This is a genomic window from Paraburkholderia sp. JHI869 (genome assembly GCF_038900775.1).
Taxonomy (GTDB): Bacteria; Pseudomonadota; Gammaproteobacteria; order Burkholderiales; family Burkholderiaceae; genus Paraburkholderia.
The window spans coordinates 203,973-218,377 of sequence record NZ_JAYMSC010000015.1; the positions used below are offsets into that span (position 1 = coordinate 203,973).

11 protein-coding genes are annotated in these 14,405 nt (G+C 65.2%); all 11 read right to left on the reverse strand.

Annotated features, from left to right (window positions below):
• Positions 1-10 precede the first annotated feature (10 nt).
• The gene (locus VSR72_RS24880; protein ID WP_342954996.1) at positions 11-1,996 is read right to left on the reverse strand and encodes an acyl CoA:acetate/3-ketoacid CoA transferase; all 1,986 of its coding nucleotides are present in this window, start codon (positions 1,994-1,996) and stop codon (positions 11-13) included.
• Positions 1,997-2,175: 179 nt separating this feature from the next.
• Entirely contained in the window at positions 2,176-3,816 is a 1,641-nt protein-coding gene (locus VSR72_RS24885) for a Na/Pi cotransporter family protein (RefSeq protein WP_342954997.1), read from the reverse strand.
• 27 nt (positions 3,817-3,843) lie between these two features.
• Positions 3,844-5,241, reverse strand: coding sequence for an aspartate aminotransferase family protein (locus VSR72_RS24890; RefSeq protein WP_342954998.1), 1,398 nt, complete (start codon positions 5,239-5,241; stop codon positions 3,844-3,846).
• Complete coding sequence (locus tag VSR72_RS24895; protein WP_342954999.1) at positions 5,241-6,038, reverse strand: ABC transporter permease subunit; 798 nt, start codon at positions 6,036-6,038, stop codon at positions 5,241-5,243. Before VSR72_RS24895 ends, VSR72_RS24890 begins: the two co-directional genes overlap by 1 nt.
• On the reverse strand, positions 6,022-6,918 hold the full coding sequence (locus VSR72_RS24900; RefSeq protein ID WP_342955000.1) for a 2-aminoethylphosphonate ABC transporter permease subunit: 897 nt from the start codon (positions 6,916-6,918) through the stop codon (positions 6,022-6,024). The genes VSR72_RS24895 and VSR72_RS24900 overlap by 17 nt, the downstream gene beginning before the upstream one ends.
• Positions 6,911-8,065 carry an ABC transporter ATP-binding protein gene (locus tag VSR72_RS24905; protein WP_342955001.1) on the reverse strand — a complete coding sequence of 385 codons (1,155 nt, stop codon included), beginning with the start codon at positions 8,063-8,065 and terminating at the stop codon, positions 6,911-6,913. Before VSR72_RS24905 ends, VSR72_RS24900 begins: the two co-directional genes overlap by 8 nt.
• On the reverse strand, positions 8,065-9,096 hold the full coding sequence (locus VSR72_RS24910) for a 2-aminoethylphosphonate ABC transporter substrate-binding protein (RefSeq protein ID WP_342955002.1): 1,032 nt from the start codon (positions 9,094-9,096) through the stop codon (positions 8,065-8,067). Before VSR72_RS24910 ends, VSR72_RS24905 begins: the two co-directional genes overlap by 1 nt.
• A gap of 99 nt (positions 9,097-9,195) precedes the next feature.
• Positions 9,196-10,644, reverse strand: a complete 1,449-nt coding sequence (gene phnY / locus VSR72_RS24915) for a phosphonoacetaldehyde dehydrogenase (protein ID WP_342955003.1) — start codon at positions 10,642-10,644, stop codon at positions 9,196-9,198.
• 77 nt (positions 10,645-10,721) lie between these two features.
• Entirely contained in the window at positions 10,722-11,987 is a 1,266-nt protein-coding gene (gene phnA, locus VSR72_RS24920; protein WP_342955004.1) for a phosphonoacetate hydrolase, read from the reverse strand.
• 11 nt (positions 11,988-11,998) lie between these two features.
• Entirely contained in the window at positions 11,999-13,174 is a 1,176-nt protein-coding gene (locus tag VSR72_RS24925) for a 2-aminoethylphosphonate--pyruvate transaminase (protein WP_342955005.1), read from the reverse strand.
• Between the two features lie 241 nt (positions 13,175-13,415).
• The gene (locus VSR72_RS24930; protein ID WP_342955006.1) at positions 13,416-14,237 is read right to left on the reverse strand and encodes a DeoR/GlpR family DNA-binding transcription regulator; all 822 of its coding nucleotides are present in this window, start codon (positions 14,235-14,237) and stop codon (positions 13,416-13,418) included.
• Positions 14,238-14,405: the final 168 nt, after the last annotated feature.

Below are 14,405 nucleotides of genomic sequence, written 5' to 3' on the forward strand. Positions count from 1 at the left end.
TCGCGCCGCGTCATGCGGCCGGCTCCTTCTTGCCGAGCGTCTCGAGATGTTTTCGCGCATCGGTCTCGCTTTCGAAGATGTGAGGCGCCACACCGCGTTCAAGTAGCGCGTCTTGCAGTTTCGCGCGCAGGAAAGCGCTCGTGGTGTAGCGCGTCACGCCGGAGTAGTAGCGCGAGACGACGTCGCGCACCATGTCGGAGTAGGCATCGAGCACGTCCGGTAGCACCGTGAAGTTGTCGTAAGCGATCAGGGCGGGAACCTTGCCGGATAGCCCCGCGAGCTTTTCGTCGACCGCAGCGCGGATCGCCGCGATGTCGCCGATGTTTCTTACCGTCAGGCCAGCGAAGTTGATGAAGAAAATGTGCTGAACGGGGTCGTACATGAAGCGATCCGGAAGCGGCATTCGCAGCAGCGTTTCGCGCAGTCCCATTGGCTCGGGAGCGAAAATGGCCGCATCCATGACCTTGATCTGGGCCGCAAGCGCGGGAAGAAACGCCATTTTCGAAAGCACGTCGCGCTCGAGGTCGATACCGGGTGCGATTTCTGTTAGTTCGAGCCCTTGCTCCGTGAGACGAAACACACAACGCTCGGTAACGTATAGCGTCTCCTGTGCGCGCCGCAACGCCACCGCGCCGCTATAGGTGACGTGCTCGACCTGCTCGACGAACTTGCACACGCTTCCCTCGCGGCGAATCATCATCTTGCCGTCCAGCACCTCCGTCTCGAGTCCGCACGCGTTGAAGGTGCCGACGAACACGACCTTTCTTGCACTCTGGCTGATGTTGATGAAGCCGCCTGCGCCTGCGAGCCGGGTGCCAAACCGGCTGACATTCAGGTTCCCTTCGCGGTCGGCCTGCGCGAGCCCGAGAAACGCCACGTCGAGGCCGCCACCGTCATAGAAGTCGAACTGGTATGGCTGGTCGATGACCGCCTGCGCGTTGAGCGCCGCGCCGAAGTCGAGTCCGCTGGCCGGAATGCCGCCGATCACACCGGGCTCCGCGGTCAGCGTAAGCAGATCGTCGATCCTTTCCTCCGCGGCGACGACCGCGATACCTTCCGGCATGCCGATGCCCAGATTGACCACGCTATTGGCCTTCAATTCCATCGCTGCACGCCGCGCGATGATCTTGCGTTCGTCGAGCGGCAGCGGCTGTCTGCCGCTTGCGGGCGCCCGGATTTCCCCCGTGAAGGCAGGACTATAGGGTGTACTGAATGTTTGCCAATGATTTTCCGGCCGGGCGACGACGATGCAGTCGACGAGGATGCCGGGAATCTTCACCTGACGTGGATGCAAGGTGCCGCGCTCGGTAATGCGCTCGACCTGCGCGATCACAATGCCGCCGCTATTGCGCGCGGCCATCGCGATCGACAGGGACTCGAGCGTCAACGCTTCCCGCTCCATCGAGAGGTTGCCGTCGAGGTCCGCCGTGGTCCCGCGGATAATGGCGACATCGACGGGAAAGGCCTTGTAGAACAGGCTTTCTTCGCCGCCAAGGTGACAAAGCTGCACGAGCTCCTCGGTCGTGCGCGCGTTCATCCTTCCGCCGCCGTTGCGCGGATCGACAAAGGTGCCAAGGCCTATGCGGCTCAGATGTCCGGGCCTGCCGCCTGCGATGTCGCGGAAGAGGCATGAGATCACGCCCTGCGGCAGGTTGTACGCCTCGACGCGGTTCTCGATGGCGAGGCGCCCAAGCTGCGGCACGAGTCCCCAGTGGCCGCCGATCACGCGCCGCAACAAGCCGTCGTGCGCCAAATGGTTCAAGCCCCGGCTCTTGCCGTCGCCTTGTCCGGCAGCGTACACGAGCGTCAGGTCACGCGGCTCATGCTGTGACAGGTAACGGTCCTCCAGCGCCAACGCCACCTCTTCGGCAAATCCGATGCCAACGAAACCGGAGGTGGCGACCGTGTCGCCACTGCGGATCAAACGGACCGCGTCGGCAGACGTGACGATTTTTCCGCCCCCGGCGGGGGCGACCGGCAATGATCGATTTGGCATGCTGAATGTCTCCGCGGGCGCTTGTTCAGCGTGTTTCGCTTGTTCCGCTTGTTCGCTTTCTTTTCCATCTCCACGACCGCGGGACGCGCGCTAGCGCGATGACGAGGCCCGCGGCCATCACGAAACAGCATACTGCTATCGTCCGGCGCGAGCGCAGATGATTGATGCGTCCAGGACCCTCAAGCCTGCACCGTCGTTTCCGCGGCGCTGTCGCGTTCCAGCAGGGGATAGGCCAGCGCGCAAATATGCGACTGGATGCGCACGAGGTCGCGCAGCACGTCGAGGTGCAGCGAACTCGAGGCCATGCTGTCCGGCTGTCCGTCGCGTAGCCGTTCGAGGTGGCGTTCGCGCGCCGATCGCTCAAGCAGCCTGAGCGCCTGCTTGTCGGCGATGAGTTGCGCCGCGGTCTGCGGCCGCCCGGAGACGAGCAGTGCCTGTGCGCGATGAAAGCTGCCGGTCACCGAGCGGTGCAGCATGCGCAGTTCTTCAGTGCCTTCCGCCGAAAAGCTCAGTTGCATCTTGATCTTCTTCTGCGCGCTCTCGAGCAGATTCTTCTCGATGATGTCGCCGATATGCTCGAGATTGATGACGGCCGTCATGATGTCCGATGCCCAGCGCCGGTCCTCTTCGCTGAGCGGCTCCCGGGTCACTTTGGTGACGTAGCGTTTGATCGCGTCGTGGAGCACGTCCACGGTGTCGTCGCGGCCCGCGATCTCGCTCACGGCGCGCCGGTCATTGGCGAGCAGAACAGGCACGCTCTCGCACAGCATCGCCTCCACGACCTCGCTCATTCTGATCACTTCACGCGCGGCGCACGCGAGCGCGAGCGACGGTGTCTGCAGCGCGTTTTCATCGAGGTAGCGTGGCGAGCCGGTGTCGTCGGCCGCGGGCCGCGAGGGCAACAGGCGCTCGAGCAGGCGGGCGACCGGATCGAGCAGTCCGATGAACACGACTGCGATGGCGACGTTCAGGCCGGTGTGAAAATCGGCGATGGTTCGGCTGGCGTCGCCGGGCACGTTATCGAGCAGGCGCGCGAGCGGAGAACACACGGTGAGCAACAGCACGCATACGCCGCCGCGCAGCAGCAGATTGCCGGCGGGCAATCTGCGGCGGCTGCGGTCGTCGCCCTTCGCGGCCTCGAAATACGGGTTGAGCGCGCTGCCGACGTTCGCGCCGAGCACCATGGCAATCGCGATATCCAGAGGCACGGTATGCAGTTTCGCGAGCGACATCACGAACAACACGACCGGTATGCTCGAATGCGCCGCCCACGTGAGCACGCACGCGAGCGCCGCGTTGAGCGCGGGCTCGCCCGACAGCGCGCCGAGCACCGTGCGCAGCGCGGGCGCGGTTTCCGCGGGCTGCACCGTGGAAACGAGCAGCGTGAGCGCAAGCAGCATCAGGCCGAGCCCGATCGATGCGCGGCCGATGTCGCGGTTGCGCGAACCTTTGCCCCTCTCGAACAGCGCCATGCCGATCAGCAGGCACGCGGGCGAGATCCAGCTGAGGTCGAGCGAGAACGCCTGCACGATGAGTGTCGAGCCCACGTTCGCGCCGAGCATGACGGCGAGTCCGGTCACCGACCCCATCAGCCCGCGCGCCGCGAAGGACGACGCGATCATGCCGGTTGCGGTGCTGCTCTGCAGCGCGCCGGTAATCGCGAGCCCCGCGCAAAACGCATTGAAACGGTTGCCGAGGCTTCTTGCCATGAAGCGCCTGAGCGAGGCGCCAAACGCGCGCATGAGCCCGGACTCGACCATATGCAAGCCCCACGTGAGCAGCGCGACTCCGCCTGCGAGATGAAGCACGATCAGGATCATCCGGCGCCTCCCTTGCTTTGTTATTGGCTACATCGTTTGCATGCCCGCCTCGATCGCCTCTTCGAGTATCGCCAGCGCGTCGAGCATTTGCGCGGCCGTGACAGTGAGCGGCGGCGTGAGTGTGAGCACGTTGCCCATCGTCGTCTTGAACGACAGGCCGCGATCGAGCGCGCGGTACAGCACCGCCTCGGCGAGGTCCGGGTCGGGCGTCTTGTCCGCGCGGCTTTTCACGAGTTCGACGCCGAGCATCAGCCCGCGCCCGCGTACGTCGCCGATGGCGGAGAGCCGGCGCTTCATGTCATTCAACCGGTCGAGTGCGAGCGAGCCGACGCGCATGGCGTTCTCGACGAGCCCTTCGTCCTCGATGATTTCGATCGTGGTGAGCGCCGCGCGCGTGGTGACGGGATTCTTCTCGTGCGTGTAGTGGCCGAAGGCCCAGTCGCCCGCAACGTCGAGTTCGGGCCGCGCGATGCACGCAGCGATCGGCAGGATGCCGCCGCCGAGCGCCTTGCCCATGACGAGGATGTCCGGCACGACGCCGTCGTGGTCGCAGGCGAACATGCGGCCCGTCTTGCCGAGACCGGTAGGGATTTCGTCGAAGATGAGCAACGTGCCGTGCCGGCGGCAGGCTTCGTGCACCCGCTTCCAGTAGCCGGGCGGGGGCAGGTAGGGCACGCAGCGCGCGGGTTCGGCGATCAGGGCCGCCACATCGCCTTCGCGCTCGAGCACGTAGTCGACCATGGTCGCGCAGGCCATGCCGCACTGGTCGAGCCGTGGGGCGCCGTTCTCGTCGCAGGCGTGTCCGTAGGGGCATCGGTAGCACGCGAACGGCGCCACGTGCTGGGAGCCCGCCACGAGCGGCGCGGCCGGCCCGGAGCGGAACAGCGCCTCGCCAGAAAGGCTCGAAGCGCCGATACCCGCACCGTGGAACGCGTCCCAGAACGACAGCGTCTTGAAGCGCCCCGTTGCCGTGCGGGCGAGCTTGACCGCCACTTCGTTGGCGTCGGACCCGCCCGTCGTCAGAAGGACCTTGGAGAGCGTGCCCGGCGCGATCGCCGCGAGCTTCTCGGCCAGCAGGACCGCGCTCTCGCACGCGTAGCGGCGTGGCGCGAACGGCAGTGCATCCATTTGCGCGGCGATGGCGGCTTTCAGGCGCGGATGGCCATAGCCGATGTGGTGCACGTTGTTGCCGTGGAAGTCCATGTAGCGGCGGCCTGCCACGTCCTCGATCCAGATGCCTTCGGCCTTCGCGATGGCATTCAGGCACGGTGTCGATACCGACTGGCGCAGGAACGCCGCCGAATCGCGCGCGAGCAGGGCGTGGCTGCGCGCGTCGAGTGCCTCGCGCTGCCATGCTCGGCGGCGGCCGGTGAGGTTCGTATCGCTCTCGGACTGGGCGACCGCGCGGAGGGTCGTCGTGCTCATCAGCGCACCGCCGCTTTGGTCGAGACGCGCGAGAGCGCGAGCAGAACGAGGAGCGTGCCGCCACCGAGCACCATGGTGAGCGTCGACGCATCGAAGATCGCGCCACGGTCGGACAAAGCGAAGATGCCGACGGGCAGCGTGACCCAGCCCGGCGGGTAGATCATCAATGTCGCGCCCAGTTCGCCCATCGACAACGCAAAGCTCAGGCTGAACGACGCCAGCAGATACGGCGCGATGAGCGGCAGCGTCACGCGGGTCAGTTCGTAGAACGGCCGTGCGCCGAGGCTTTCGGCGACCTCGCCGTACTCCGGCGCGACCCGCGCGAGCCCGGCCGACACGTTGCCGTACGTGAATGCCGAAATCAGCAGGAAGTGCGCCAGAAACACGATCGTCGCGGTGCCGTTGAGCAGCACGGGCGGCTGGCTGAACGCGACGAGCAGTCCAAGCCCGATGGAGACCGAAGGCACCGCGCTCGGCACGAAGAAGACGACATCGAGCACGCGCCTGGGCATGCCCTTCATCCCGCGCAGCGCGAGTGCCGCCCATGTGCCGCTCACGAGCGCAGCCGCGCTCGCCAGCGCCCCGGTGAGCACGCTCACGCGCAACTGGTCGGCCGAATCGGTATGCAACACGCGGGCGTAGTGAGCGAGCGTCAGGTGGCTCGGCAAGATGCCGTTCCACTGTCCGCTCACGCTGGCGAGCGCGATCATCGCGACCGGCAGTCCATAGACTGCGGCGAATAGCAGCGCTGTCGCGCTCCAGGTCGATACCTTCGCCCATTTAGCCCAGAGCAGCACGGCGACCTCCGCAAAGTGACACGACTGTCCGGTAGCAGGCATAGAGCCCGAGCGACAGCGCGATATTGATGACGGCGATCACGCAGGCCGTGGTGTAGTCGAACTCCTGAATCGCCTTGCCGTAGATGAGAAGCGGCAGGGTGATCACGTCTTTCGCGCCGATGAACAGCACGATGCCGAACTCGTTGACGGTCAGCAGCAGGCAGAGGCTGCCGCCGGCGAGCAGCGCGGGCAGGGCCGCGGGCAGGATGATCTGCCTGATGATGCGCAGCGGCTTCGCGCCGAGACTGCTTGCCACCTCGATCTGCGCGTTGTCGATCTGCGAGAAGCAGGCGAGCAGCGGGCGCATGATGAACGGGGTATAGACCGTCACCTCGGAGAGCACGACACCCCACTGCGTGTACAGAAAGTCGACCGGCGGCAGATTCAGATGGAAGAGCGACATCAGCGACTGGTTCAACAAGCCGGCCGATCCATACACGAACGTGAAGGCGAGGGCGACGAGAAAGGTTGGCAGCGCGATGAATGTATCGATCAGACGACCGACGAAGCGCGCCCCGGGAAACGGCACGAACGCAATCACGAGCGAGAACACGAAGCCCAGCACGAGGCAGCCCGCCGACGCGCTGACCGCAATGGCGATCGTGTGATAGAGGCCGCTCAGGAACTGACGCGAATGCAGCACCGCGGCAAAGTTTGCGAGCGTGAGCGAGTGGCTGGCGGAGTCGGACCCGCCGCCCAGCGCCTGCAGCGCGATGAGGCCGAACGGGTAGAAGAAGATCGCCGCCAGCACCACGAGCGGCGGCGCGATCCAGAGCCCGCGCCAGCTAGCCGGGGAGCGGCCGGCCGGCGCGGGGGAAGCGATGACGAGATCAGCCATGGCCTTCGACCTCCGGTACGAGCGTGACGTCCGCGGCGTCGAAATAGACGGTGAGCGCAGTGCCCGGCTCCGGCGGACTCTCGAGCGGCGCGCGGGTCAGGCGCAGTGTCTCGCCGCCGACGTCGAGCACCACACTGTGCAGCTCGCCGAGCCACTGCACGCTCTGCACGACGCCCGTCACACAGTTGGACGTTTCGCTGCGCGGCCGGAAGTGCAGGTCGTGCGGCCGCACGCAGACGTAACATTCGCTGCCGGCGGCCAGGCCGTGATGGTTGCGTCCCTCGATCGAAACGTCTTTGCAGCGCACCCGCGCGAGGCCGTCCGCTGTCGGTTCGAGTTGTTGCGCGGGCAGCACGTTCGCACGCCCGAGGAACTCGGCCGCGAAGCGGTTGGGCGGATGCCGGTAGAGCCCCTGCGTCTCGCCATGGGCCACGAGCTTGCCGTCGCGCATGATGCCGATGTGGTTCGCGAGTGTGAGCGCTTCGGTCTGATCGTGCGTCACATAGAGGACGGTCAGCGAAGGCAGGCTGCGGTGCAGCTTCGCCAACTCGTCGAGCATCGAGCGGCGGATCTGCGCGTCGAGCGCCGAGAGCGGTTCGTCGAGCAGCAGCACCTGAGGCCGGATCGCAAGCGCACGGGCGATCGCGACGCGCTGCTGCTGCCCGCCGGAAAGCTCGCGCGGATAGCGCTTCGCATACTTCGACATGCCGACGAGGCCGAGGCACTCGGGCACCCGCGCGCGGATCACGTCCGCATCGGTGCCCTTTGCACGCAGTCCGAACGCAACATTGTCCTCCACGCGCATATGCGGAAAGAGCGCGTAGTTCTGCACGACCATGCCGATGTTGCGTGCATACGGCGGCAGACGCGTCACGTCCCGTTCCCCGATCACGATGCGGCCCGCGCTGGGCTGCACGAAGCCCGCAACGGCCCGCAGCGCGGTCGTCTTGCCGGAGCCCGAGGGGCCGATGAGCGCGACGATTTCGCCGGGCTTCACGGTGAGCGTGAGCGAGTCGAGGATGGTCTGACCGCCGTACGTGACCGAGACGTTCTCGAAGCCGATTCCGCTTGCGCCGTGCGCGATAGCCGCCGGCACCGTGGAGGCCTGCTGGGGCGGCCTCCGTTCCATGGTGAAGGTATTGGCCATTAGTTGCTCGAGATCGCCTGGTTGTACGTCGCCACGTCGGACTTCAGGTCGTGCAGGACCTGGTTCCAGTCGGGCGTCCAGATGTCGACGCCCTGCAGCATCGCGCTGAGCGTCTTGAAGTTGTTGTCGGCGGGATGGACGTCGGTGCGCACGGGCATGCCATACGCGGTCTTGCTCACATCCTGCTGGGCCTCGGCGCTCAGGAGGAAGTCGATCAGCTTCTTGCCGTTGTCCGTATGCGGCGCGCCGGCGACGAGACCGATGTAGTAGGGCAGCGAGAACGTGGCGGGGCGGCCGCTCGGGCCAGCGGGGAAGAAGACCGAAATGTTCGGGTTGTCGCGCATCTGCGAGAGGTTCATCTGCAGATCGCCGTTGGCGACGTAAAGCTCACCCTTGTTCACGAGCGCCGTGAGCTTGCCCGTAGAAGCGGAGGGCCCAAGGTTGTTCACCTGGAGCTTGCGCAGATAGGCGAAGCCGCCCTCTTTGCCGTCGAATGCGTGGAAGGTCTGCAGCATCAGCGCCGTGCCGTCGCCCGCCTGACCCGGCGTCGAGTACTGCACCTTCTGCTTGAATTGCGGCGCGAGCAGGTCCGTGTAGGCCTTGGGCGCGCTCTTGAGCACGGCAGAGTTGTAGATGAACGTGGGGTAGTTGTCGACCACGGCGACGTACAGCCCCTTGGCGTCCTTGTCGCGCGCGGCGATCTTGTCGGCGCCGGCCGGCGTGTACGGCTGCAGCAGGCCGTCCGCCGCCGCCTTCTGCATGAACGGCGGGAGGGTCACGAGCACATCGGCCTGGATATTCGACTTCTCCTTGCCGAGGCGGTCCACCACGCCGCTCGACCCCGCCTCGATATATTGCACCTTGATGCCCGTTGCCTTCGTGAAGGCTTCGAACTGGTTGCCGAACCAGCTAGGCGTTCCGTCGTGCAGACCGTCCGCGCTGTAGATGGTCACGACGTTGGATTGTGCATAGACGTGGCCCGCTGCGAAGGCGAATGCACAGGTCACCGCTGCGATCAGTTGAGTTTTCATAATCATCCTTCCTTGGGTTCGGATGCTGAAAAAAACCTCGTATGGCCGCGCAATGGCGGCTTGCGTCGCGAATTTTCCGGTCGATGCCGGTGGCTTGCGTCACTCCCAGGGCATGGACCAGGTCCTGACGTTGGTGTAGCTCTTCATCGCCTCGACCATGCCTTCCTTGTAGCCGTTGCCGGAGTCCTTGATGCCGCCGAACGGCGACATCTCGGTGCGGTAGCCCGGCACCTCCCAGACGTTCACGGTGCCGACTTCCAGTTCCTTGACGAACTTCGTCGTATAGTCGAGCCGGTTCGTGCAGACGCCCGATGAGAGGCCGTAGGCCGTCGAGTTCGAGATGCGGATCACCTCGTCGAGCTGGTTCGGCACGCGAATGATCGGGATCACCGGGCCAAACGTCTCCTCATGCACGAGTTCGCAGTCGTAGGGCACGTAGTCGACGACGGTGGGGGCAAAGAGCGCGCCCCGGCGCGGCGCGCCGTACAGCACGCGTGCGCCGTGCGCCTCGGCGTCGGCCACGCGGCGCTCGAACAGTTGTGCGGCGGCCTCGTTGATGACGGTCCCCACATCGATGCTCGGGTCCATCGGGTCGCCGCACTTGAGCTTTTTCGCATGCACGAGCACACGTTCGACGAAGGCGTCCGCGACGCTCTCGACCACGAGAATGCGCTTGACCGCCGTGCAGCGCTGTCCGGAATTCTTCGTTGCGCCCGTCACAGCCAGCAGGGCGGCGCGGTCGAGGTCGGCGTCTTCCATCACGATGAGCGGGTCGTTGCCGCCCAGTTCCAGCACTGTGCGGCGATAGCCCGCGTGCTGCGCGATGTACTTGCCCACGCGCACCGAACCCGTGAACGTCACCAGGTCGCAATGCGGGTCCGTGATCATGGCGTCGCCCATCGTGCGTGGATTGCCGGTGACGACGCTCAGCATCTCGGGCGGCAGGCCCGCTTCGTAGAGCACGTCGGCGAGTGCGAGTGCCGTGAGCGGCGTGAGCTCGGTGGGCTTGAGCACGACGCGGTTGTTCGTCGCGATCGCCGGCGCGAGCTTGTGGCTCACCATGTTCAGCGGATGGTTGAACGGCGTGATGGCGGAAATCACGCCGAGCAGCGGCAGGCGCGTCGTGAAGATCTTGCGGTTCTTCCCGTTCGGGCTGATGTCGCACGAGTAGACTTCGCCATCGTCCTTGATCGTGAGCTGCGCCGCGAACGACCAGACATCGTAGGCGCGGCTTGCTTCGTAGAGCGAATCTTTCCAGCACAGACCCGACTCCGCGGTGATGAGGCGCGCGAAGTCTTCCTTGCGATCGCGCAGCGCTTCGGCAGTGGTCTGCAAAATGCGCTGGCGCTCGAAGCGCGTGAGATGCGGGCGTGCAGCGTGCGCCTTTGCGAAGGCATCCTGAACGTGCTCGGCGCGACCCGCGGGTACGGTGCCGACCACTTCGTTCGTATAGGGGTTCAACACTTCGATCACTTCGTCGGTCGAAACCTGCCGGCCGGCGATGCGCATGGACTCCTGCTTGAATGCGGGTTTGGTCATGACGTTCATCGCATACCTCGTTCTATGATCCGGTGAGGCACGCCCGTTCGCGCATGCGAGCGGCGGCGTGCGGGGGCATCCGTCTGCTATGCGGCGGCAAGCGCGTGGTTCAGCGCGACGTCGAAGATGTCGAAGTTGCGCAGCGCGCGGCCCTGCGGCCAGTCGGTCTTGCGGTTGACGATGAGCGGCACGTCCTGTTCAGAGATCCCGCCATGCGAGCGCAGCGGTTCGGTCAAGCCGGAAAAGTCGTGGCGCGCGGCGCTCGTGCCGAACACCTTGCCGCGCGTACCGACCACGACGATGTCGCCGATGCGGTCGGGCGGCAACTCGAAACGCTCGCATGCCGCATCGCTCGCAAGTGCGAGTTGCACACCTTCGGTGTTGCGCAGCTTGTCGAGCAGCGTTGCCGCGCCTGCCGCATCGGTGCCTTCGGGCAGGTAGACCGTGGCGAACGAGCCGAGCGCGCCGTGATGCGCGACGTAGGGATCGGTGATCGGCAGGATTACGCGCGCACGGCCTGGGCCGGTCCACTCGTCGAACAGGTCCTGCAGGTAGAGCACGTCGGGCTCGCCATTCGTGCGGTGCTTGTCGTTCATGCCGTGATCGGCCGTGATCGCGAGCACGCAGCCAGCCGCGTCGAGTTCGCCCACGTAACGGTCGAACATCGCGTAGAAGTCGTTGGCTTTTGGCGCACCGGGTGCGGCCTTGTGCTGCACGTAATCGGTCGTCGAGAGATACATCAGGTCGGGGCGGAAGGTATCGAGAAGCTTCACGCCAGCGGCGAATACGAACTCGGAGAGATCGGCGGAATAGACGTCGGGCAGCGGCTTGCCGACGAACGCGAGCACGTCGCCGAGGCCATTCTGTGCGCGCGTTGCCTGATCTGCCTTTTCGGCCGAGAACGCGATGGCGCGGCCGCTCGCGAAGTCGAGGCCCTTGCCCAGCAGCGTACGCAACTTGTCCTTCGCGGTGACGACGGCCACCTTCGCACCGGCGTCGTGGAACGCCGCGAAGATCGTGGGTGCGCGCAGGAAACGCGCGTCGTTCATCATCACTTCTTCGCCGCTTGCGCGGTCGTAGAAGTAATTCCCCGCGATGCCGTGCACTTTCGGCGGGCGGCCGGTGAGGATCGAGAGGTTGTTCGGATTGGTGAAGCTGGGAATCACGCACTGGGCAATGCGGCTCGTGCCGGTGCGCAGCAACTTCGCCAGATGCGGTGCGCGCCCCGCCTTGATGGCCTCCTCGATATACGCGGGCTCGGAGCCGTCGAGGCAGATCACGACGACGGGCGCGGCGGGAAAGCGGTATTCGCGGCCGTTCACGTCCACTACGGTGTCATTGAGCGTGCTCATTGCGTCTCCGTTCAGGCAGTCTTCTCGATCTGGCCGTGTGCACCCACGCCGGCCATTCCCATGTCTTCAAGGACTTCGCCGATCGCGGTGAGCGCGGCGCGCATTTCCTTTTCGCCGATGCGGCCAATGCAGCCGATGCGGAACGAGTCGGCCACGGTGAGCTTGCCGGGATAGATCACGAAGCCGCGTACCTTCAAACTCTCGTAAAACTCGGCAAATACGAAGCGCGGGTCCTCAGGCATGTGGAAGGTGACGATGATCGGCGCCTGAAGCGCGTCCGCAAGCAGCGGCTTGAAGCCGAGCGCGCGCATGCCTTCGAGCAGGATGCGGCAGTTGTGGCGATAGCGTCCCCCGCGACCGGCTACGCCGCCTTCGGCATCGAATTCGTTGAGCGCCTGGTGAAATGCCACGATCACGTGCGTGGGCGGCGTGAAGCGGTACTGGCTCGTCTTCTCCATGTTGAGCCACTGGTCGTGCAGGTCGAGCACGAGCGTCGTGGCGTTGCCCTGGGTGCCTTTGAGCGCCTCGCGCCGGCAGATCACGAAGCCTAAGCCCGGTACGCCTTCGATGCACTTGTTGGACGATGCGGCGACCGCGTCGATGTGCATGGCTTGCACGTCGATCGGCAACGCGCCGAAGGCGCTCATCGAATCGACGAGATAGCCCTTGCCGTATCTGGCCGCGAGCGCGCCGATCTGCGCAATCGGGTTGAGGATGCCCGAGGTGGTCTCGCAGTGCACGGTGAACACGTGCGTGATAGACGGGTTGCTCGCCAGCAGCGCCTCGACCGCGGCGAGGTCCGGCGGCGTGTCTTCGGCGGTTTCGTGCACCAAGGTTTTGCGCCCGGCGATGTCGAGAATGCGCTTCGCCCGCTTGCCATAGGCGCCGTTGATCAGCACCAGCACTTCACCATCGGCGGGTACGAAGGTGGTGAGCATCGCCTCGACGGCGAATGTGCCCGAGCCTTGCATCGGCACCGTCACCCAGTCATTCGATCCATTCGCAATCCTGACGAGTCGCGTGAGAACTGAGCGATTGATTTCGATGAAGTTCGCGTCGCGCGATCCCCAGTCGTGAACCATTGCGGCTTTGACGGTGCGCGAAGTCGTGAGTGGACCGGGCGTGAGGAGGAGCGGGTCGCCGGTTTCTGAAACTGCAGGGGAGGAAGCCGTGGAAGATGCCGTCATGGGTGTCTCCGTGAGGGTCTGTTCTGACTGCGTGGCTGCGTGTTGTTGCGTGTTGAACCCACTTTAGGACGTGCAACAAAAACAGTCAATACGCCACTATTTGCCACATTACCAGGGGATACGCTTAAGGCGCTGGCCGCTTTGCGTCAGATGTGCCGTGGCAGGCGGCTGCGCGGCCTGGCGCTGCGTGCGAGTAGGGGAATGACCTGGGAAGGCGCGGGCAAAAGCCCGCGCGTGACGCTCAAGCGTGGGCGTTAGCGACGATCACGCGCCACTGCTGTTGCTCGAACGCGCGAGCGATACGCGCGGGCGGCGGCGCGTCGACGACGACGCCTGCGATGTGCGGCACAGGCGTGATGCGCACGGGCGTGCCGTGTTCGAACTTGGTGTGGTCGACAAGGACATACACCTCTTTGCCGGCATTCATCATCAGATGCCGCTGCTCGGCGGCGAGGCGCGAGTAGTCGGTGAGTTCGCCTTCGGGCGAGATACCGCTCACGCCGAGAAAAACGAGGTCCACGCGATAGTGGGCGAGCGCGGTCATCGTCTCGATGCCGAATGCCGCTTCGTCGTTCGGTTCGATGTCGCCGCCGAGCACGATCACTTTCACGCCAGGCGCGCGGCACAGGAGCAGCCCGATTGGCAGGCTGTTGGTGATGACGGTGAGGTCGCTGTGGTTCGTGAGCGCAGCGGCGAGGCTCAGCGTGGTGGAGCCCGAGTCGATCAGCACGACCATGCCGTCGGCGACGAGCTGCGCCGCCGCCGCGCCGATAGCCGCCTTGCCCGCGGCGTTCGCCGCTTCGCGTGTGGCAAGCGACGGTTCGGCAGCCGCGCGCTTCGCGGCGCCGCCATGTACCAGACTCACGCGGCCCTGTTCTGCGAGTGCTTTCAGGTCACGGCGGATCGTTTCGCGCGAGACGCCTAGCGTCATGCTCATGTCGGCGACGCTCACCGAGCCGCTTGCGTCGAGGCTTTGCAGGATGTAATCGGTGCGTCCGATTGCGAGACGGCGGTTCAGTGAAGCGGGTGGAGCGAGGGGTGGGGCGGCGCGGTCATCTGGCATGGTGTTGCCTTTTTCGGAAAGGAAAGCGCGGCGGTGCCCGTGAACTGGACGATCCAACGAATTGCATGCGGCGTCGCAAGGCTCAAGCCACAAAATACCACAAAGATCCGGAGGCATCGTGGCGGATTTGTGGCAATTCGAGTTGTATTTTGTGGCGTTATGTTGCAT